This is a genomic window from Streptomyces sp. NPDC016562 (assembly GCF_043076955.1).
Taxonomy (GTDB): domain Bacteria; phylum Actinomycetota; class Actinomycetes; order Streptomycetales; family Streptomycetaceae; genus Streptomyces.
This window is the reverse complement of the sequence record NZ_JBIBRZ010000001.1, coordinates 1,277,107-1,296,476: the sequence shown is the minus strand read 5'-3', so window position 1 is coordinate 1,296,476 and position 19,370 is coordinate 1,277,107. Positions and strand designations below refer to the sequence as shown.

Below are 19,370 nucleotides of genomic sequence, written 5' to 3'. Positions count from 1 at the left end.
TCAGGTCGGTGCGGCGTCAGGCCGGGAGGTCCGGTACGTCGCCGCATGCCGCCCAGGTGACTTCCACACCCGGGAGGCCCGTGCGCCAGGGGGTGGTCAGGGTGGACAGGTGGGTGGGGTCGGGTGGGGTGGTGCCGAGGCCGATGGCGTAGCGGGCGAGGGCGGGGCCGGACTCGAAGGGGCGCGGCCAGGCGTGTACGTCCTTGACCCCGGCTTCCTCCAAGAGGCCGAGCAGGGCGCGCAGCCGGCCCCGGACCCGGCCCAGGACCTCCTCGAACTCCGGCTGCGTGGAGGCCCGTACGGTCACCACGGCCCAGGCGGCGTGCCGCCGGTGGAGTGGCGGCGGGGCCGGGGCCCAGTCGTCTTTGCCCGGGCCGGCCTCCAGCAGCTCCCAGGCCCCGTACAGCTCCCGGACCAGCAGGTCGCGCAGGGCGGGGCCGACCTGGGCCGTGCAACTGCGCACCGGCTCCGAGGGGGTGAGGACCGTGACCGGAGCCCGCCCGGTCGCCGTACCCGGGGCCGTCGGAGCCAGCGAGACCGGCTCGCGCCAGTCCCAGGCCGCCCACCTGCCGAAGAACTCCCACAGCAGGGCGTCGGGCGGCAGCGGGCCGGCCTCCTGGACCGTCCGCGCCGCGAGGACCGCCCAGGCCAGGCCCGGCAGCCCGCCGAACGGCGCCGAGTCCAGGCCCCGGGCCCGCGCCCAGGCCTTCACCTGCCGCGCCAGCCCGGCGAACGCGGCATGTCCGCCGCCCGTCGCATCCAACGCGGAATCCCCCGCGCGCACGTGATCCCGTACCGCCTCGGCGTCGCTCACCGCGCTCAGCGCGACCGCCGCGGCCTCGCCCAGCTCGGAGCGCCGCGCGAGCGCCCTGCCCGGCTCCAGGGCCCCGCAGCCGACCACCACCAGGTCCACGTCCAACGCCCCGACCCGGAACCGCAGCCCGGGCACCCGTGCGCCGGTCACCTCCCGCAGCCGCTCGGCCTCCGGGAGCGCCGCCGCCACCCGCTGCCGGACCTCCGCGAGGTCGGCCGTGCCCGGCAGCGCCGCCACCAGGTCCAGGTCCGCCTCCGGCAGGGCGCAGCCCATGCGGCGCGATCCGGCGACCTCCACCAGCCCGTCGCCCAGGGCCCGGGCCACCCGATCGGCCACCGACGCGGCGAACCGGTCCATGGCGAACCGGTCCCTGCCGGGCCCGGTGTCCGGGCGCGCGGGCTCCTCCGTCGCCCAGCGGACCTCGCCCGTCCCCAGCGTCACCGTCGCCCTGACCCGCATCGGGCCGTCCCCGCGCCGCGAGAGCACGGCCAGTTCCCCGACCCGGGCGGACACCGCGCCGCCGAGGCGGGCGGTGAAGGCGTACACGGCGTGGTTCGGGTCCCGGCTGCGGCCCAGCGTCAGGTGAGGGGTGTAGCCCTCGGCGCCGCCGCCGCTCCCCGCGCGCCCGCCGCACCCCGGGAAACGCTCCACCAGCGCACGCCGGAGCTCCTGCCACGGAGCGTCGCCGGACGCCGCCGGGTCCAGCCAGACGGTGGCCTCCTCGCGGTGCCCGAAGCTGTGCACCCCTTCCAGCCGGGTGTCGAACGGCTGTGTCCTCGCGGCCGCTTCCGCGAGCAGCGGCAGGGCCTCGGCGAAGGAGGACTCCGGCACGAAGCCGAAGAGCAGGTTCACGTGCGCGGGCCACCGGCCCGCCTGCGGGTCGTGTTCCTCCCGCAGCTTCCGTACGCCCGCCGGGAGCCGCGGCGGCAGCCACGCCACCGCCGTGCGCGCCGTCGCCGGTACGTCGAGCCGCGCCGGCCCGTCGTCCCGCGCCCCGAAGTCCAGCGTCGCCTCCACCCCGTAGTGATCGGAGGCGAACAGCCCGTCGGGGTCGGGGGTGTCGCCGCGCAGCGCAGCCCGGGTCACACGCGCCGCCGTGGACCCCAGCAGGATCCGGTCCAGCCGGGCGGCCCGGCCCGACAGCGAGCCCACCGCGGCCAGCGGGTTGGCCGCCGGATCGAAGGTCGGCGTGTCGTCCGCCGCCCCGTGTACGTCGCTCCAGGCGTCCCGCATCCCGAGCGCGTGCGCCGGCCCCTGGTCCTCGTCGGCCCCGTGGCGGCCGTCGTTGAAGTCGCCGAGCAGGGCCACCGGGGCCTGGACGGCGCCCAGTCCCTCCGCGAGCCGGGCCAGCTCGATGTCGCGGCGCCCGTGCCCGTTCTCGGTGTGGTCGCTGGTCAGGTGCGTGGCGGCCACGACCAGGGGGCCGGCCGCGGTGTCCACCGTCACGGCGGTGACCGCCTTGTGGCGGCCGAGCAGGTGCATCCCCGCCTCGCGCACCGGCAGCCGGCTCAGCACCAGCAGCCCGCACGCGGCGACGTCCCCGCCCTCCGGATCCGTGCCGAGGGTGTACCCGTCCCGCACCCACCGCGCCGCCAGCAGCATGCCGAGCAGCTCCTGCTCGACCTCCTGGAGCGCGATGACATCGGCGTCGGCGGCCTCCAGCTCGGCCAGCAGCAGCGGCCTGCGCCGGGCGGTGGCGATGCGCGGGGCGTCGTACCGGTCCCAGAGCGTGTTCCACGTCAGCAGCCCGACCTCGGCGGGGGCCGCCGCCGCGCTCCCGGGCGGAGCCTGCGCGGGCCGCCAGGCGCCGCCGCCCGCCGAGTCCCACGCGTACGGGGTCCGCGCGGCGAAGAACGGCGCCCGCAGCAGCCGCGGATCGCGGACCCGGCCCGCGGTGCTGACGTCGATCCGGTCCACGCCCGTGGCCCGGTCCCACACCACCTCGCCGTCCGCCTCGACGAACAGGACCCGGTGCCAGGGGATGTCACCGCCGGGGACGAAGGACGCGAGCGGGATCCGCTTGGGCGCGGCCCCGCGCTGCAGCAGCCCGAGGACGAACCGGGCCGGATCGAACCGCGGGTCCCAGCGGACCTGGTGGTAGAGCTCCTCACTCGTACGCATCAACGCTCCCCGTGTGCCGTGACCGGGCCGCCGGCGAGGCCGCCCGCCTGGACGCCCGTGAGGACGCTTGCCTCGACCCCCGCGAGGCCGCCCGCCGTGTCCTCGATCGTCCCGCCCGCACCGATGTACCACGTCCGGTGCGCCTGGCCGGCGTACGGAGGGCTGAACCGGCGCAGCTGCGAGGCCAGCACCTGCTGCGGTACCGGATGCGGGCGCACGGCGTTGCGCCGCAGCAGTTCCGCCTCGTCGACCAGCAGCACGGCGTGCGTGACCAGCGCGTCGCGGCGCCGCGCGACCGCGCCGGCCAGGCCGCGCTGCTGGTCGGTCAGCGAGGTGGCGTCCCATACCACGGTGCCACCGCGGGCCAGGGCGGCGTCGAGCCGGTCCAGGCCCTCGCTCAGCACCTCCGCGTTGGCCCCCTGGTCCGCGCGCGACCCCCGCGCGGCGCGCAGGTCGTCGAGGGCGATGTACGTGTCCACGCCGCGCAGCCCGCGGCCGAAGGTGCTCTTCCCGCTGCCCGAGGGGCCGCTGAGCTGCACCAGCCGGGGAAACGTTCCCTCACGCCACTGCCACGTCGCCGCCACCGCCTCCTCGGCGGCGCCGCAGCCGACGCCCGTGCCCCGGCCGGGAAGCGCGCCCCCGATCCTGCCCTGCGCGAACGCGCGCCGGGCCTCCGCCCAGCACCGGTCGGCCGCGTCCGGCGCCAGCCCGGCGAGGGGCTCGCACAGCGCGGCGCGCAGGGACTCCAGCGGATCGGGGCCGCCGATCAGCCCCGCCTCCTCGGCCCACAGCGCGGACCACTCCACGCACTCCCGCGCCTCCGGCCCGTCGGCCAGTGCTCCGGCGAGCGCGTGCAGCAGCCCGAGATCGGCCGCCGCGGCCATGCGGACCAGCCCGGCCCGCCGGTCCTCGTCGGGGAACGGCTGCTGGAGGCGCGGGTAGAGACCCACCAGGTCGCCGACCCGCCGCGCGAGTCCCATCCCGAGCGGCCCCGCCGCGAGCCGGGCCGTGATCCGGGCCCGCGGCGCGCGGTGCAGCACGGCGGCCAGTACACCGGCCAGCCGGTCGTCCCCGGTCCGCCCCGCCCCCTCCCACGCCGCCATCCGGGCGACGACCTCGGCGACCTCTCCCGCCCCGGCCGCCGCGGCCGCATCGTCCGCGCTCATCCCGACGGCGGCGCACAGCCCGGCGACATCGGCCTCGGCCCCCGACCGGACCGCCCACAACGGGGCGCTCGGCCCGAGCCCGTTGGCCACGACCGCGGCGAACATCCAGTGCGTATCGGTCTGTACGTGGCCGCCCCGCACCCACTTGGCCACGCGGCGCCCGAAGTCCTGGCGGTCGAAGCCGTCCACGGTCCGTACGACGTACCCCTCCTGCCGCGCCGTGTCGAGCTTCAGCTTGCGCAGCGCGCGTTCGTCGAAGGTGCCCCGCCACAGCACGCGCGGGCTGGGCACCCCCAGGCCGCGCAGGAAACGGACGGTCGTGTCCCAGTCCAGGCAGTGCTCGCCGTCCCACACCGAGAACCCGTAGAACCAGCTGTCCAGGTCCTCGTAGGGGATCGAGTGCCGGGCGTACAGGTTCTCCCCGCACACCCGCCAGCCGTCCGGGATCCGCGCACCGATGCGGCCCTGGAGCCCCTTGACCCACGCCCGCGAGGGGTGGTGCGCCGAGTCCGGCGACCGCGCGTGCAGGCCGTCCGCGTACAGGGTGGTGTTCTCCCCGTCGAGCTTCTCGGTCACCACGACCTCGCGCCCGGCCAGCCCCGCCAGCCCGGCCGCCCGGACGTCGTCCGCCGACGCCCCGGGGGACCAGGGCAGATGCGGTGTGCGGGGATAGTGGGTGCGCATGATCCGCTCCTGCTCGACGACCTGGTGGCCTCGTCAATGTAGGGAGCCGGAGCGGGCACATCCACCCATTAACGGCGGACACATCCGCCCGTCAGCGGCACAGCGCCGCGATGGACGGGGACACCGTGCCGCGGGCCGCCGCGCACAGCGAGGCCATGTCGTACGGGTGCTGCGGCGCGGGCCGGGGCTTCGACGCCGCGGCGCGCTTGGCGGTCGGGGCGGCGGGCTGGGCGGCCCGCGCGGGCTTGGTGCGGCGGGGCCGGTGCGGCTGGTGGGGCTGCTGGGCGGCGGCCGGGCGTCGGGGCGCCGAGGCCGGGACCGCGTCGGGCGCCCCGTCCGGCTCGGTGTCCGGCTCGGCGCCGGGCGCTGCGGGCGCCTGCTCCGCCGACATCGGGAGCGGACCCAACGGCAGGGCGCCGGGCGGGGGTTGCGGGGGTTCGGCGCGGGCCGCCGCGGGTGCCGGGCGCGGCCCCTGCGGGGTGGCGGCGGGATGCACGGTGACGCATCCGGTGATGAGGACGAGCGTGGCGAGGGTCAGGGGCAGGGCCCGGCGCAGCTGCATCCGCCCACCCTGCCGTACCGGCGCCGCGAGAGCCGCACCCGTCACACGGACGGGTGACCGGGGGCCCGGACCCGCGGCCGGCCCTGGAGCAAGGGCCGGCGCCGCGGTCCGGTCACGTGGTCGGACCGGCGGTTTTCAGGCCGCCAGTCCGCCCTGGGAAGGTAGCAGGGCCCGCATAACCAGGTAATAAGGAGGTATAGGGACGGCAAAGCGCTGTCGGCCGGCCCTGGTGCCGGCGCCGCCGTAACCCGGGAGGCGCGCCCGCTGTTGCACAGACGGCGGGTCCACCCACGGTGAACGGAGTTCGATGCCGCAGCTGACCGACCAGGGCGCGATCGACCAGGGCGCGACGGACCAGAGCGCGACCGCCCTGGCCGCGACCACCCGGGACGGGACCGGCCCTCACGAGGGCGACGGGACCTGGATGACCCCGCAGGAGTACGGCGCCTCGCGGGCCGTCGTCTGGAGCGCGGCCGTCGTCCTCGTCACCGACACCGACGGCCGGATCCTGGTCCAGAGCGTCGACTACCGCCCCGACCGGCTGCTCCCCGGCGGCGCCGTGGACGCGGGCGAGGCACCGTCCGCGGCCGCCGCCCGCGAGCTGCGCGAGGAGCTCGGCGTCGACGGCCGCTACCCTCGCGGCCTCGCCGTGGACTGGATCCCGGCCGACACCCCGGGCTTCCCGCCCGAGATGCGCTTCCCCGGCGAGATCCTGCACGTCTACGACGGCGGCACCTGGACCCCCGAACGGATCGACGCCGTCCGGCTGCCCGCCCAGGAGATCACCGGCATCCACTTCGCGGAACCGGCGGAGCTGCCCTCCCTGATGGAGCCTGGCGACGCCCGCCGCGCCCTGTCCGCCCTGCGGGCCCGCATCAACGGCTGCGGCACGGCCCTGCTGGAGGACGGCCGGCCCACCACGCCGACGGCCCTCGACCGGCTCGGCGTACTGCGCACCCGCCGGATCCCCGAGCGCGAGCCCTGGCACCCGGGGCCGGTCCCCGCGCAGCTGCCCGTACGCGACCGCTCGGCCTGGCTGTTCGCCCCCGACGGCCGGGTCCTGCTCCTGATCGCCCGCGCCACCGGCGCCGCCCACCTCCCGCCGCCGACGGCCGCGGCCGTCACGGCGGCCGCGCCGCTCGGCTACCGGTGCGGCGGGCAAGGCGCCCACACCCGCACCGCGGCCCGCCTCACCGCTCTGCCCCCGGCGGCGGACCCGGCGTACGCCCGCCTGCTGGCCACTCCCGAACAGGTCCGGGAACTGAGCGACTGGGGCCCGGCCGGCGGCCACGAACTCGCGGCGGTCCACACCGCCCGCCTGCGCCTGGGTCTGCCCGCCGCCCCTCGCACCCCGGCCACGGAACTCCCCGAGGCGGGCGCGCGCTGGTGACCCGGCCCCCGGGCCCGCCCCGGCCCCAGCCGATCGACCGCTGCCACGAGGACCCCGTGACCGGGAAATCCTGCGTCCGCGGTCCGCGGTCCCGCAGCATGGGGCCATGAGCGACAGCGCGATCACCTACACCGTGTACATCCAGGCCGATCCGGCCCGGGTCTGGCAGGCACTCACCGAGCCCGCCTTCACCCGCCGGTACTGGGGCCTGAGCTTCGAGACCGACTGGGCGGTGGGCTCGGTGATGGACTGGGTCGAGCGCGGCGCCCGCACCAGTGACCCCGAGCAGGTGGTCCTGGACTGCGTCCCCGACCGCCTGCTCTCCTACACCTGGCACACCTTCAGCCCGCAGTGGGCGGCCGCGGCCGGGATCGGGGAGGAGCTGCGGGCCGAACTGGCGAAGGAGCGGCGCACGAAGGTGACGTACGAGATCGAGCCGGTCGGCGACACCCTCGCGCGGCTGACCATCCTGCACGAGGGCTTCGAACCCGGCGGGACCCTGATCGGCATGTGCGCGCGGGCCTGGCCGATGCTGGCGTCGAGCCTCAAGACCCTGCTGGAGACCGGGGCTCCGCTGCCGGAACCGGAACACGACACCGGCCAGGGGGTCGGCGGCTACGAGGCGCACCGGACGCGGGAGACCGGCGAGACCGGCGGGACCGGCGAGACCCGCGAGCCGCGCGAGGACTGATCCGGCCGGCCGCCGGACACCGGGCGGGCGGCCGGCCCGCGCCGACGGCACCCCGGCCACCGGCACCCTGGCCGCCGGTCCCGCACGGGGGTCGTGTGCAATGGGTGTCATGCGTGTCATGGGGAGAGTGAACGAGAGGCAGCGGGCCGCCACCGGCGCGGCCGGGGGCGTGCCGGTCCAGGCGAGCCGCTGCGACGCCGCCGTGCGCCCCGAGCACTGGCGCTACGGGCGGCACCTGGAGTCCCTGGCCCTCGCGCCGGGCGGGGGCGCCGAGGCGGAGGCCGCGGCCGTCGCCGCCGTGCTGCGCGACCCGGACCCGGTGATGGCGGAGAGCGCGGTGGTCACCCACCTCGACCGCCGGGCGGCGCGCCTGCTGTCCGACGAGGGGTTCCCGGCGTGGGCCCGGGCCATGACCGGCGTGCTCACCGGCCGGGCCTTCCCCGAGCGCCGGCTGCGGGAGTGGATCCTGCTCAAGGCCCTCACCCAGGGCGAGCCCTGGTCCCGCGAGGAGCTCGTCGCCGCCTCCGACTGGTGCCAGCGCACCGCCGCCCAGTCCCTGACCTCGTACGAGGCCCTCGGGCTGCTCGCGAGCGACGCCCGTACCCGCCGCGTGCGCAATGCCGCGGCCGGGCGCCTGCGCAGGCGGACCACGGTCTGAGCCTGGAGCTTGTCCGGGCCCGCCCCGTGACCGGGGCGGGCTCAGCGCGCGTCAGTGGCCCTTGCGCACCCGGGCCGCGCGGCGGGCCTCGGCGAGTGCCCGGGCCTCGGTCGTCTTGCGGGACTCCTTGGCCTTCCCCGGCCGCCCGGGCCGGGTGCCGATGCCGCGGAAACCGAGGTCCGACCCCGAGGGCCTGCCCTTGGCGTCGGTGGGCGCGGAGCCGGCCAGCGGCACGCCCGGGGCGGCCTTGGCTCCCGTGATCCGGCTCAGCGCCGCCTCGCCGGAGCGGACCTGCGTGATCGTCGGACGGATCCGGGCGTCCGCCATCAGCCGGACGATGTCCCGGCGCTGGTTCGGGGTCACGAGGGTGACGACCCGGCCGGCCTCGCCCGCCCGGGCGGTACGCCCGCCCCGGTGCAGGTAGTCCTTGTGGTCGGCGGGCGGGTCCACGTTGACCACGAGGTCGAGGTCGTCGATGTGGATGCCGCGCGCCGCGACGTTCGTGGCGACCAGGACGGTGACCGCCCCCGTCTTGAACTGGGCCAGGGTGCGGGTGCGCTGCGGCTGCGACTTGCCGCTGTGCAGGCCCTCCGCCCGTACGCCCATGGCGCGCAGGTGCTTCACGAACTGGTCGACCCCGTGCTTGGTGTCGAGGAACATCAGCACCCGGTTGTCGCGGGCCGCGATCTCGGTCGCCGCGGAGATCTTGTCGGCCGCGTGGATGTGCAGCACGTGGTGGTCCATCGTGGTCACCGCGCCCGCCTGCGGGTCGACGGAGTGCGAGACCGGGTCCTTGAGGTACGTCCGGACCAGCTGGTCCACGTTGCGGTCCAGCGTCGCCGAGAACAGCATCCGCTGCCCGGCGTGGTGCACCTGGTCGAGGATCTCCGTGACCTGCGGCATGAAGCCCATGTCGCACATCTGGTCGGCCTCGTCGAGCACGGTGATCTTCACGCGCTCCAGGTGGACGTCCCGGCGCCCGACCAGGTCGCTGAGCCGCCCGGGGGTGGCCACGACGACCTCGGCGCCGGTGCGCAGCGTGCTGACCTGCCGGCCGATGGACAGTCCGCCGACCACGGTGACCATCCGCAGCTTCAGGGCCGCCGCGTACGGGTCCAGCGCCTCGGTGACCTGCTGCGCCAGCTCGCGCGTCGGTACGAGGATCAGCGCCAGCGGGCGCTTCGGGTCCGCCTGCTGGCCCGCGGTACGGGCCAGCAGGGCCAGGCCGAAGGCGAGGGTCTTGCCCGAGCCGGTCTGCGCGCGGCCCAGGACGTCCCGCCCGGCCAGGGCGTTCGGCAGGGTCGCGGCCTGGATCGGGAACGGCTCCGTCACCGCCAGCTCGGCCATGGTCGTCACCAGCTCATGGGGCAGGTCCAGCTCCGAGAACGACTGCACCGGCGCCAGCGCCGGCACCTTCGGCTGGTGCATCGTGAACTCACCCTGCGGGCCCAGGGTCCGGGGGGTCTTGCCGCCGGACTTGGCTCCGGCCTTGGCACCGCCCTTCACACCGAAGCGGCCATGAGCTGACGGGTTCCTCATGCAGGACCTTTCGAGATGCAAACGCGAGACGCAGAACGCGAGAGATGGTCAACCGCCCATGGTACCAGCGGGGCCTACGCCTCCCCGGCGCCCGTTTCGGGCAGGGCCCCCGAGCGCACCTGCGCGCAATGGGCGCGGACCTCGACCGCGGCGCGCCCGAACCAGTCGGCGATCACGGCGATCTCATCGGGGGTGTAATCGGCGAACAGGGCGCCGAGCCGGTCGTAGAACGGCTGGTAGACCGCGACGACCCGGGCGGCGGCCTCGGGCTCGGCCACCACCCGTACGCGCCGCCGGTCGGCGGGGTCGGGCCGGCGCCGGGCGTACCCGGCGCGTTCGAGGCGGTTGAGGACCCCGGTGACGGCGCCGGTGGTCAGGTCGACCAGTTCGGCGAGGTCACCGGCGGCCAGGGGGGTGTCACCGGCGCCCAGGATGTGGCCCAGGCAGGTCAGGTCGGTGACGTTGAGCCCGAGCCGCTGCGCCACCTCCTGCTGGCCGACGATGCCCAGGGCGACGTACTGGTCCATGCGCGACATGGCCTCCGCGGCGGTGGCCGGGGGGCGGGGCTTGCCCTCCACGGACATACTCCTTAGCATCTAAGTTACTTAGCTCGTGAGATAAATGAACTCCTTCTCCGAGCCTACTGCCGACTGCCGTCCGTACGAACAGGGAGAACCCATGAGCGCCCACGGCCACGTCGACCTCGGCCACACGGTGGCCGGCTGGACCGGCACCACCCTGGCCCTGCTGGGCTTCGCCGGAGCGGGCGTGGCCTTCTGCACGGCATGGCTGCCCGGCATCGTGATCGGCCTCGGCGTCGTCGCCCTGGCCGGGCTCACCACCTGGCTGCTCCACCTCGCCGGCTGGGGGAAGCCGAGCGGGCCCCGGCCGCAGGCCGACTGGGACTGGCGCGTGCGCGACACCGTCGCCCACTCGGGCCACGCCGGCTGCCTGGGCTGCCGGGCCGGCGGACCGCGGGGGGCCGCCGCGGCGGCGGCCCCCCGGCCCCGGCCCGTCGCCCCGCTGCCCGTGGCGGACAGCGGCGCGTGAAGCCCCTGGCCCCACCGCCGCTCCCCCTTTTCGCGGACAAGGCGGCCAGAAGTTCGATAGCGCGCCGCGCCCCGGTTGGCCGCGTCCAGCGTGTGCTGTGGGGGAGCGTTGGGCAGGATCGAGACGGCCGCGTGTGCGGCCCGCAGTGGAACGTTGAGAAGGATCAGCCAGATGGCAACAGGCACCGTGAAGTGGTTCAACTCGGAGAAGGGGTTCGGCTTCATCCAGCAGGACGACGGCGGCCCTGACGTGTTCGTGCACTTCTCCGCGATCGAGTCCAGCGGCTTCAAGTCCTTGGACGAGGGCGCGAAGGTCGAGTACCAGGTCACCCAAGGCCCCAAGGGCCCCCAGGCCGAGCGGGTGGTCACCCTCGGGTAGGACCGCTTCACGGCCTAAGTCCGTGAGCCGAACCCGAACCCCCGCCGGTCCGCCCGGCGGGGTTTCGCGCGTTCCGGCACCTGGCGAGAGCGCCCTACACCCGCCCGATCGCGCGGTGCAGGGCCAGGATCAGCGGCCACAGCAGTTCCGCGACCTCGACCGGATCCCCCGGGACCTCCCCGTGCAGCCAGTCCGCGAGGACGCCGGTGAAGGTGGCGGCCACCGCCGAGGCGACCACCTCGGCGTGCGGGGCGCCCACCGCCTCGCGTTCGGCGCGCGCGCGGGCGCGCAGCTCCCGGTGGAGGCGGTCACCGAGGGGGCCGCCGCCGCCCGCGAGGAGCAGGGTGCGGTAGAGCGGGGCCCGGTCGGCGGCGCCCGCCAGGAACTCGGCCAGCGCGGCGGGGGGCCGGGTCGGGGCGCGCGCCGCGGGGCCGGTCTGCCAGGCGTGCAGCGCGTCGATCGCCGCGTGCACCACATCGGCGCAGGCGTCGACTGCGAGGGCCGTGAGGTCCTCGTAGTGCAGGTAGAACGTGGCGCGGCCGACCCCGGCCCGCCGGACCACCGCCGAGACGCTGACGGCGGCGAGCGGCCGGCCGGTGCACTCGGCGAGCAGGCTCTGGCGCAGCCGCTCCTTGGTCCGGGCCGTCCGGGGATCCTGCGGGCTCATCCGGCCAGCAGGGCCGCGCCGAGGGCGAGGGCGCCGGGCAGGGCCTGGGCGACCAGGATCCGGCGGTTCGCGGTCGCGGCCCCGTACACCCCGGCGACGACCACGCAGATCAGGAAGAAGAGCTGCGTGGCGAGCGAGTCGATGACCAGCCCCCAGATCAGGCCGGCGGCGAGGAAGCCGTTGTAGAGGCCCTGGTTCGCGGCGAGGGGCGCGGTGCGGCGGGCGGTCTCGGCGTCGAAGCCGGACAGGGCGCGGCCGGGCGGCCGCTGCCACAGGAACATCTCCAGGACCAGGATGTACACGTGGAGCGCGGCCACGAGGCCGATGAGGATCTGAGCGACCGTGTGCATGGACGTCTCCTTCGCGCGGGGGCTGCCGGACGGCACTTCCTGGACAGCTGTCCGGGAAGTTCCTGGACAACTGTACGGGAAGTCGCGCGCGGCCCGGCTCCGAGGGGGGCGCCGAGAACGCCCGGCTCAGAGGTGGGCGTCCAGGAACGCCCGGAACTCCTCGCGCGTCATCGGACCGGCCTGGCTCGCGACCGCCTCGCCGTCCTTGACCAGCACCGCGGTCGGCGCGCTCGTCACCCCGTAGCGCCGGGTCGTCCCGGGGCACCGGGTCATGTCGGTGCGGACGGCGGTGAACCGCGTCCCGTACTCCTGCGCCAGCTCGCCGACGACCGCGTCCATGGCGCGGCACGCCTCCACGGCCTTCGGCCAGCTGCCGCAGAAGTAGGCGAGCACGGGCCCGGTCGTCATCGACAGGATGAAGTCGAACTCCTGGTCCTCCAGTGGCTGGTGCACCCGACGTGCCATGCGCGTCCCTCCTCGCTCGTGCGCCCCCGCGGTGGCGAGGGCGGCCCCATCATCGCCGCAATGTCAGTGGGGCCTGCGAACCTGAGCCGCATGGACGACAGGATGCTCCGGCGCCGGGTCTACGGCGCCGACCACGAGGACCCCGACCCCGGCCCGCGCCCCGGCCACGTATACGGCGAGCTGGTCGGGGGACCGCTCGACGGGCTCCTCCTGGACGTCACCGGCTGGAGCGCGCGCCAGCTCACCGAGGAGGCCAGGCTCCCCACGGAGATAGGGCGCTACGGGGCGGGGGGCCGGGCCCACTACCGGCGCCGTGCGCAGGACCCGGGCCGCTGGGACTGGACCGGCGACAGTCGCTGACCGCCTCGGCGACGGCCGCCGACCGCCCGGCGGGGCCGGGGCCGGAGCGTCGGCTGGCCGCCCCGCGGGATTCTTCGAAGAATCTTCCGGGGAGCTGTCGATCCGGGCGTCTCCCGTTCGACGCAGGGGTGAGAGGCGGGGAGGGTCCCCGCCCTCCGACCGAGGAGTCACCATGCCGCGCTTCCTGACGATGATCCGCATCAACGAGCAGGACCTCCCCGCCGACACCGCGTTCCCGCCCGAGTTCGAGCAGCGCATGGGCGCTCTCTTGGAGGAGATCACCAAGGCCGGCGTCATGCTCGACACGGCCGGGCTCCTGCCCACCTCCGAGGGGACCAGGGTCAGCTGGTCCGGCGGGAAGATCAGCTACACCGACGGCCCCTTCACCGAGACCAGGGAGGTCGTCGGCGGCTACTCCCTGACCCAGTGCAAGGACAAGGCCGAGGCCCTGGAGTGGACCCGGCGGTTCCTTGAGATCCACCCGGCGGAGTGGAACGTCAGCGCCGAGGTCCGGGAGATCCAGGAGATGTGACGCCGGCCCGGAGCCCCCGGGCCCCGGCCCCCGGGCCCCCACGCGGGGCCCGGGCCCGCGCCCCCACCGCGCCGCGTTTGCCCTGCCCCGTCACGGCTGCTCTGATGGGTGGCCGTGACGGCAGTCAATGCGGCCCAAGCGGTCGAAGCGGTGTTCAGGATCGAGTCCGCGCGGATCATCGCCGGTGTCGCCCGGATCGTGCGGGACGTCGGCATCGCCGAGGAGCTCGCCCAGGACGCCCTCGTCGCCGCTCTCGAACAGTGGCCGCAGACCGGTGTGCCCGACCGGCCGGGCGCCTGGCTCATGGCCACCGCCAAGCACCGCGCGATCGACCTCGTCCGCCGCAAGGAGACGTACGCGCGCAAGCTGGCGGAAGTCGGCCGGAGCCTGGAGGACGCCCCGCCGCCGCCCGAACCGGCGGACCCCGAGGACATCGACGACGACCTGCTGCGCCTGATCTTCACCTCCTGCCACCCCGTGCTGGCCACCGAGGCCCGCATCGCGCTCACCCTGCGCCTCATGGGCGGGCTCACCACCCAGGAGATCGCCCGCGCCTTCCTCACCTCCGAGGCGACCGTCGCCCAGCGCATCGTCCGGGCGAAGCGCACCCTGGCCAAGGCCGGGGTGCCCTTCGAAGTCCCGTACGGCGCCGACCGCGAGGCCCGGCTCTCCTCGGTCCTGGAGGTCATCTACCTCGTCTTCAACGAGGGCTACGCGGCCACCACCGGCGACGACCTCCTCCGCCCCGCCCTGTGCGAGGACGCCCTGCGCCTCGCCCGCGTCCTCACCGGCCTCATGCCCGAGGAGCCCGAGGTGCACGGCCTCGCCGCGCTCCTGGAGTTCCAGGCGTCCCGGACGGCCACCCGCACCGGACCCGACGGGGAGCCGGTGCTGCTGGCCGACCAGAACCGGGCCCGGTGGAACCGCATGCTCATCGCCCGCGGCGCCCGCGCCATGGCCCGCGCGGGCAGCGGCCCGTACTCCCTCCAGGCCGCGATCGCCGGCTGCCACGCCGCCGCCGTCCGCTACGAGGACACGGACTGGCCGAGGATCGCCGCACTGTACGGGCGGCTCGTCCTGCTGGTCCCGTCACCCGTGGTCGAGCTCAACCGGGCGGTCGCCGTCTCCATGGCCGAGGGACCGCAGGCGGCGCTGCCGCTGGTCGACGCGCTCGCCGACGAACCGGCCCTGCGCGCCTACCACTTGCTGCCCAGTGTGCGGGGGGACCTGCTGGAGCGCCTCGGCCGGCCCGAGGAGGCCCGCGCGGAGTTCGAGCGGGCGGCCTCCCTCACCCGCAACGCGCGGGAGCGCTCCCTCCTCCTGCGCCGCGCGGCCCGCCTCTGAACCCGGCCCCGTCAGCGCCGGCGGGCGTACGCGGCCACGTCCAGCGGGGTCCCGACGGGCCGCCGCGGCGGGGGCAGGGCGACGGTCCCGCCGAAGCCGCCGGAGCGGGCGACGTTCTGGACCGTCCGGCGCAGCGCATCCTGGAAGTCGGTCATGGTCGCGCGGGCGGCCGGGGTGTCGACGTAGAGGGAGTTCATGTGCAGGCCCTCCGCGTCCCGGTGGAACCACGAACAGGCACCGTTCGCGCGCGCCGACCACACGTGGGTGGCGGGCTGCCACTCGTCGTGGCGTTCGGCGCCCGGGCACCTGCGCATGTCGATGTACGAGAAGAAGTTCACCGGGTACGGCCAGGAGCGGGCGGCGAACTCCTCGGGCGCCAGCAGTTCCCAGGCCCGGACGAACGGCACGTCGACGTGGGAGATCATCTCGGTGAAGCCGGCCCGCACCCCCGCCATCACCTGGGCGAAGTCCCGGCCGGGCGAGGCGTCGAACTCGATGGGCATCGTGTTGACGAACCATCCCACCGAATGCGCCCAGGTGCCCCGGCCGCGCTCGCTGACCGGCATGAGGCCCCGGTACACGCCGGGCCCGCCGGCCTCGCGCAGACACACGGCGACCGACCCGAGCACCCCCATGAACGGCTTGCCGCCGACCGCCACACAGGTCTTCTCGAACACCTCGGCCTCGGCCGCGTCCAGCAGCATCGAGCCCTCGTTGACGATCGGGTACATCCGGTCCGGCTCGACACCGAGGTCGAGCGGGAACTTGGGGAAGAAACCGCCGCCCCGCGCGATGAAATCCTTCCAGTAGCCCAGGCGTTCGTCCTGTACGTCGATGGAGAGGTAGCGGCGCCGCTGCTCGTCGGCGAAGTCCAGGTAGCTGGGGGCGGGCGGCAGTTCGACGCCCTCACCGCCGCACAGGCCCTCGTACGCGGTCAGGACGTCGCGGGCGACGATCGGCATCGACATGCCGTCGCACACGATGTGGTCGAAGGCGAGGTAGACCGTCGCCGAGTCCTCGCGGACCACCGCGCCCATGATGAACAGCGGCCAGGAGAGCGTGTCGATGCTCCGCTTGAACCGGTCGACGAGGAAGTCGCGCAGCAGGTCCGCCGTCTCGAAGGTGCCCACCTGCTCGGGGTCGAGGGCGAGTTCGGCGGGGTCGAAGGGCTCGCACGCCAGCTCCCCGGCCAGCCGGCGGAACGCGCACCGCAGGACCTCGTGCCGCTGAACGAAGGACAACAGCGCCTGTGACAGCGCCTGTTCGTCCAGCGGGCCGGTCACCTCGAAGGTGACCGCGACCCAGGACGCGACGGGGTCGTCGGCGGCCCGGCTCTCCTCGGCGACGGTGAAGTGCTTGTCCTGGTTGAAGGACGCCTTCCTGCTCGCCGGGTCACCCGCGCCGCCGGCCTCCGCCGCCGCCGTGGACCTGAGCCGCCACTCGACCACCCGGCCGGGCGCCACGTGGTGCATCTCCAGAGGAAACTGCCGCATTCCGTCATCCCTTCGCCCCCGAGTCAACCCCCAGGCGCCTAACGACCCCCGGCCCGGGGAAGTGACGGTGAGCCGGGAGCGAGGGCCCTACTCGGTGTGCAGGGCCGCCGCGATGGTCATCCGGGCCGCCGACCGGGCCGGGACCAGCGCACCCAGGACGGCGATCGCGACTCCAGCCAGCAGCATCGCGGCCAGCTGGGGCACGTGCCACACGTCCTTCATCGACTCGGGGAAGTCGACCACCCCGACGTGGTCGACGACCAGCCGGTGGGCCGCGACCCCGAGCGGGATGCCCAGCAGACCCCCGGCCACGCCGAGCCCGGCGACCGAGGTCACGGTCATGGCCATCACCTGCCGGGGTGTCATTCCGATGGACTTGAGCATGCCGAGGTCCCGTCGGCGCTCGCGGGTGTTGAGGAGCACGGTGTTGAAGACGCCGAGCGCGGCGACGACCGTCAGCAGGACCGTGAAGACGGTCGAGAAACCGACGACGGTGGTGGTGGCCGCGTTCTGGGAGGTCCCCACCGTCGCGCTGAGCCCGGGGTCGGCCGCCTCGACCGCCGCCGCGTAGGCCCGGGCGTCGGCGCCGGGAGCCAGCCGTACCGCATATTCGACGGCTCGGGCGTCCGGTACGAGCGCCTCGTAGGTCGGCCAGCCGGCCTGCAGGGCGCGGGCGTCGCCCGAGACGAGTTGCCCCACGACGGTCACGGAGACCTCGGCGCCGTTCAGGTGCAGGGTGACCCGGTCGCCGAGCCCCAGTCCGCGCTCGGTCAGGAACGCGGGTCCGGCCGCGATCTCCCCGGGCCCGTCCGGCAAGCGGCCCTTGGCGACGGTGAAGGCGTAGGCGGGGCCGTCCCCCCGGTAGAAGTCGGCGAAGGCGGGCTGGGTCTGCCCGCCCAGGCCGACCTGGGCCAGCCCACGGGCCCGTACGCTCCTCACACCGGGCAGCGACCGCAGCCGCTCCTCGATCTGGGCGTCGCTGAGCCGGGCACCAGGCCGGCGGTGGTCCGCCTCCACCTTCACCGCGGGGCCGCCGTCACCGCGGCCGGCGTTGCCGAGCGCGAGCATCGTGCTGGTCAGCCCGGTCGCGAGGGTCACGGTGGTCACCCCGAGGACGACGGCCGCCATGGTCAGCAGGGTGCGGCCGGGGCGGGCGAACGGCTGGCCCAGGCCCAGGCTGACCGGGCGCGGCAGCGGCACGGACGCCAGCATGCGCTGGACGCGCAGTCCGCGCCCCGTGCGGGCGCCGCCGCCCGCGCTGAGCGCCCGGGCCGCCGACATCCGGTGCGCCCGCAGCGCGGGGACCAGCGCCGCGAGCAGGACGAGGGCGGGCATCCCCAGCAGGCAGACGGCGGGCACCCACGGGGCGACGCCGAGGGACGCCCGGCCCGTCTCGATGCCGGAGAAGGCGACCTTCAGGATGGGCTCGGCCAGCGCGCCGCCGAGCAGGGTGCCGAGGACCGAGCCGACGACGGCGGGTACGGACATCATCGTCAGGTAGACCGCGACCACCTGGTTCGGGGTGAAGCCCAGGGACTTGAGCACGCCGATGTGCCGGTAGCCGGAGACGACCGCCCCGCTGACCACGTTCCCGACGATCAGGACGGACACGAGGAGCCCGAGGACGCCGAAGAGCGTCATGAAGGGGAGATAGGCGTCCGCCAGGGCCGAGAAGGCCTGCTTCAGGGTCAGGTGGGTCTGCGCGCTGGTCAGGGATCCCTCGGGCAGACCGGCCGTGGCCGCGGCCAGTGCCGAGCTCAGCCGCGCTTTCGTGGACGGGTCCGTGAACCGGTAGAGCATCTGGGCGCTGGACGGATGCAGTGCGGCCATCTGCTCGGGTGAGACCCACGCGCCGGCGGACTGGCTCATGCTGGCGGCGAACCCGACGACGGTCAGCTCCGGCCCGCCGGGGGAGGCCAGCTTCGTTCCCAGCAGCTCCGGGTAGGGCGAGCCGTCGTAGGACCAGTTGACGACGAGCTCGCCGGGAGCCGTGGCCCACCGCCCGTGCAGGATCTCGACGCGGTCCACCGGGCCCGCCGGGTCGGCGCGGCCCACCACGGTGAGGGCGCCGGCCGGGTGCCCGAGCCAGCCGTCGGGCACCTCCAGGACGGTCCGGCCGAACGGCCCCGCGGCGGCCTCCACACCGGGCCGCCCGGCGGTCCCCGCCAGCTGCTGCGGCGAGACCTTCGTCGTGTCGAAGACCGCCACGGTGTGCGCGCCGCGCTGGGCGGCGTACGCGGTGTCGAAGGGGCCGGAGCTCGCGGCGAGCAGGGCCAGTGCGAGCAGGACGGTCGTGGTGGAGCAGAGCACGACGAGCCCGATGACGACGGTCTGGATCCGGCGGCGCCTGACGGCAGCGCGCGAGGCCCGCCACACGGCGCTCACGCCGTCGCCTCCAGCGCGCTCTCGCGGGCGACCCGGCCGTCGGCGACCTCGACCAAGCGGCTGGCGCACCGCGTGGCCAACTGCGGGTCGTGCGTGACGATCAGCAGGGTCTGGCCGATCTGGTTGAGGTCGATGAGCAGGTCCATCACCTGCTCACCGGAACGGCTGTCGAGGGCTCCGGTCGGCTCGTCGGCCAGCAGCAGGGCGGGCCGGTTCATCAACGCCCGCGCTACCGCCACCCGTTGGCGTTCACCGCCGCTGAGCGTTGCCGGGTAGCTGTTGCGGCGGTCGGCGACGCCCAGTTCGTCCAGGAGCTCCAGGGCGCGGCGGCGCGCCTGCCGGGCCGAGGTGCCGGTCAGCTGGGCGGCCAGGGCCACGTTGTCCAAGGCCGGCAGATCGTCGATGAGGTTGAAGAACTGGAAGATCATGCCGATGTTGCGGCGCCGGAACAGCGCCAGGCCGGTCTCGCCGAGCTTCCCCAGGTCCTGGCCCCGCACCTCCACGGTGCCCGAGGTCGGCCGGTCCAGACCGGCCACCATGTTGAGCAGGGTGGATTTGCCGCAGCCGGAGGGGCCCATCACGGCCACCGCGTCCCCGGCCCGGATCTCCAGCGACAGGCCGTCCAGGGCCCGCGCGTCGCCGTACTCCTTGGACACGCCGTCCAGCCGTACGACGACCTGCCGCGTACTGTCGTGAGGGATTGTCATGACCCGAACCTAAA

19 protein-coding genes are annotated in these 19,370 nt (G+C 75.2%); 8 read left to right on the top strand and 11 right to left on the bottom strand.

The window, feature by feature from the left end; translation table 11 throughout:
* Positions 1–16 precede the first annotated feature (16 nt).
* The 3 genes from ACF059_RS06025 to ACF059_RS06015 all read right to left on the bottom strand — a co-directional run bounded on the left by ACF059_RS06025 (position 17) and on the right by ACF059_RS06015 (position 5,347).
* Positions 17–2,935 carry a poly(A) polymerase gene (locus tag ACF059_RS06025; RefSeq protein WP_392051972.1) on the bottom strand — a complete coding sequence of 973 codons (2,919 nt, stop codon included), beginning with the start codon at positions 2,933–2,935 and terminating at the stop codon, positions 17–19.
* Positions 2,935–4,785 (bottom strand): RNA ligase family protein, encoded by a 1,851-nt coding sequence (locus ACF059_RS06020; protein ID WP_392051969.1) that lies wholly within the window; start codon positions 4,783–4,785, stop codon positions 2,935–2,937. The genes ACF059_RS06025 and ACF059_RS06020 overlap by 1 nt, the downstream gene beginning before the upstream one ends.
* A 91-nt stretch (positions 4,786–4,876) precedes the next feature.
* On the bottom strand, positions 4,877–5,347 hold the full coding sequence (locus tag ACF059_RS06015; protein WP_392051966.1) for a hypothetical protein: 471 nt from the start codon (positions 5,345–5,347) through the stop codon (positions 4,877–4,879).
* 307 nt (positions 5,348–5,654) lie between these two features.
* Here ACF059_RS06015 and ACF059_RS06010 point away from each other — a divergent pair, with 307 nt between their 5' ends.
* The 3 genes from ACF059_RS06010 to ACF059_RS06000 all read left to right on the top strand — a co-directional run bounded on the left by ACF059_RS06010 (position 5,655) and on the right by ACF059_RS06000 (position 8,086).
* A complete protein-coding gene (locus tag ACF059_RS06010; protein WP_392051964.1) occupies positions 5,655–6,737 on the top strand; it encodes an NUDIX domain-containing protein in 1,083 nt (360 codons plus the stop codon).
* 106 nt (positions 6,738–6,843) lie between these two features.
* A complete protein-coding gene (locus ACF059_RS06005) occupies positions 6,844–7,428 on the top strand; it encodes an SRPBCC family protein (RefSeq protein WP_392051961.1) in 585 nt (194 codons plus the stop codon).
* A 127-nt stretch (positions 7,429–7,555) separates the two neighbouring features.
* Positions 7,556–8,086, top strand: a complete 531-nt coding sequence (locus tag ACF059_RS06000; protein WP_392051958.1) for a hypothetical protein — start codon at positions 7,556–7,558, stop codon at positions 8,084–8,086.
* Positions 8,087–8,137: 51 nt separating this feature from the next.
* Here the strand turns inward: ACF059_RS06000 and ACF059_RS05995 are convergent, their stop codons facing one another.
* Both ACF059_RS05995 and ACF059_RS05990 read right to left on the bottom strand, forming a co-directional pair.
* A complete protein-coding gene (locus tag ACF059_RS05995) occupies positions 8,138–9,625 on the bottom strand; it encodes a DEAD/DEAH box helicase (protein WP_392051955.1) in 1,488 nt (495 codons plus the stop codon).
* A 74-nt stretch (positions 9,626–9,699) separates the two neighbouring features.
* Positions 9,700–10,203 (bottom strand): MarR family transcriptional regulator, encoded by a 504-nt coding sequence (locus ACF059_RS05990; RefSeq protein WP_366869223.1) that lies wholly within the window; start codon positions 10,201–10,203, stop codon positions 9,700–9,702.
* A gap of 100 nt (positions 10,204–10,303) precedes the next feature.
* On the opposite strand from ACF059_RS05990, the gene ACF059_RS05985 reads away from it, so the two are divergent.
* Together ACF059_RS05985 and ACF059_RS05980 are read left to right on the top strand one after the other, a co-directional pair.
* Positions 10,304–10,675 carry an HGxxPAAW family protein gene (locus ACF059_RS05985; protein ID WP_392051951.1) on the top strand — a complete coding sequence of 124 codons (372 nt, stop codon included), beginning with the start codon at positions 10,304–10,306 and terminating at the stop codon, positions 10,673–10,675.
* Between the two features lie 171 nt (positions 10,676–10,846).
* On the top strand, positions 10,847–11,053 hold the full coding sequence (locus tag ACF059_RS05980) for a cold-shock protein (protein WP_392051948.1): 207 nt from the start codon (positions 10,847–10,849) through the stop codon (positions 11,051–11,053).
* Between the two features lie 94 nt (positions 11,054–11,147).
* Here ACF059_RS05980 and ACF059_RS05975 read toward each other — a convergent pair whose 3' ends face one another.
* From ACF059_RS05975 to ACF059_RS05965, 3 genes are all read right to left on the bottom strand, one after another.
* Positions 11,148–11,720 (bottom strand): TetR/AcrR family transcriptional regulator, encoded by a 573-nt coding sequence (locus ACF059_RS05975; RefSeq protein WP_392051945.1) that lies wholly within the window; start codon positions 11,718–11,720, stop codon positions 11,148–11,150.
* Positions 11,717–12,070, bottom strand: a complete 354-nt coding sequence (locus ACF059_RS05970; RefSeq protein ID WP_392051942.1) for a DUF1304 domain-containing protein — start codon at positions 12,068–12,070, stop codon at positions 11,717–11,719. The genes ACF059_RS05975 and ACF059_RS05970 overlap by 4 nt, the downstream gene beginning before the upstream one ends.
* 126 nt (positions 12,071–12,196) lie before the next feature.
* Positions 12,197–12,535, bottom strand: a complete 339-nt coding sequence (locus tag ACF059_RS05965; protein ID WP_392051940.1) for a thioredoxin family protein — start codon at positions 12,533–12,535, stop codon at positions 12,197–12,199.
* Between the two features lie 90 nt (positions 12,536–12,625).
* Between ACF059_RS05965 and ACF059_RS05960 the strand changes: the two genes are divergently transcribed.
* The 3 genes from ACF059_RS05960 to ACF059_RS05950 all read left to right on the top strand — a co-directional run bounded on the left by ACF059_RS05960 (position 12,626) and on the right by ACF059_RS05950 (position 14,771).
* The gene (locus ACF059_RS05960; RefSeq protein WP_392051936.1) at positions 12,626–12,895 is read left to right on the top strand and encodes a hypothetical protein; all 270 of its coding nucleotides are present in this window, start codon (positions 12,626–12,628) and stop codon (positions 12,893–12,895) included.
* 172 nt (positions 12,896–13,067) lie between these two features.
* Positions 13,068–13,427 (top strand): YciI family protein, encoded by a 360-nt coding sequence (locus tag ACF059_RS05955; RefSeq protein ID WP_392051932.1) that lies wholly within the window; start codon positions 13,068–13,070, stop codon positions 13,425–13,427.
* A gap of 108 nt (positions 13,428–13,535) precedes the next feature.
* Entirely contained in the window at positions 13,536–14,771 is a 1,236-nt protein-coding gene (locus ACF059_RS05950; RefSeq protein ID WP_392051930.1) for an RNA polymerase sigma factor, read from the top strand.
* A gap of 11 nt (positions 14,772–14,782) precedes the next feature.
* Here ACF059_RS05950 and ACF059_RS05945 read toward each other — a convergent pair whose 3' ends face one another.
* From ACF059_RS05945 to ACF059_RS05935, 3 genes are all read right to left on the bottom strand, one after another.
* The gene (locus ACF059_RS05945; protein WP_392051927.1) at positions 14,783–16,264 is read right to left on the bottom strand and encodes a condensation domain-containing protein; all 1,482 of its coding nucleotides are present in this window, start codon (positions 16,262–16,264) and stop codon (positions 14,783–14,785) included.
* Between the two features lie 87 nt (positions 16,265–16,351).
* Entirely contained in the window at positions 16,352–18,649 is a 2,298-nt protein-coding gene (locus ACF059_RS05940) for an FtsX-like permease family protein (RefSeq protein WP_392051924.1), read from the bottom strand.
* Positions 18,646–19,356 (bottom strand): ABC transporter ATP-binding protein, encoded by a 711-nt coding sequence (locus ACF059_RS05935; RefSeq protein WP_392051921.1) that lies wholly within the window; start codon positions 19,354–19,356, stop codon positions 18,646–18,648. Before ACF059_RS05935 ends, ACF059_RS05940 begins: the two co-directional genes overlap by 4 nt.
* Between the last annotated feature and the right edge of the window lie 14 nt (positions 19,357–19,370).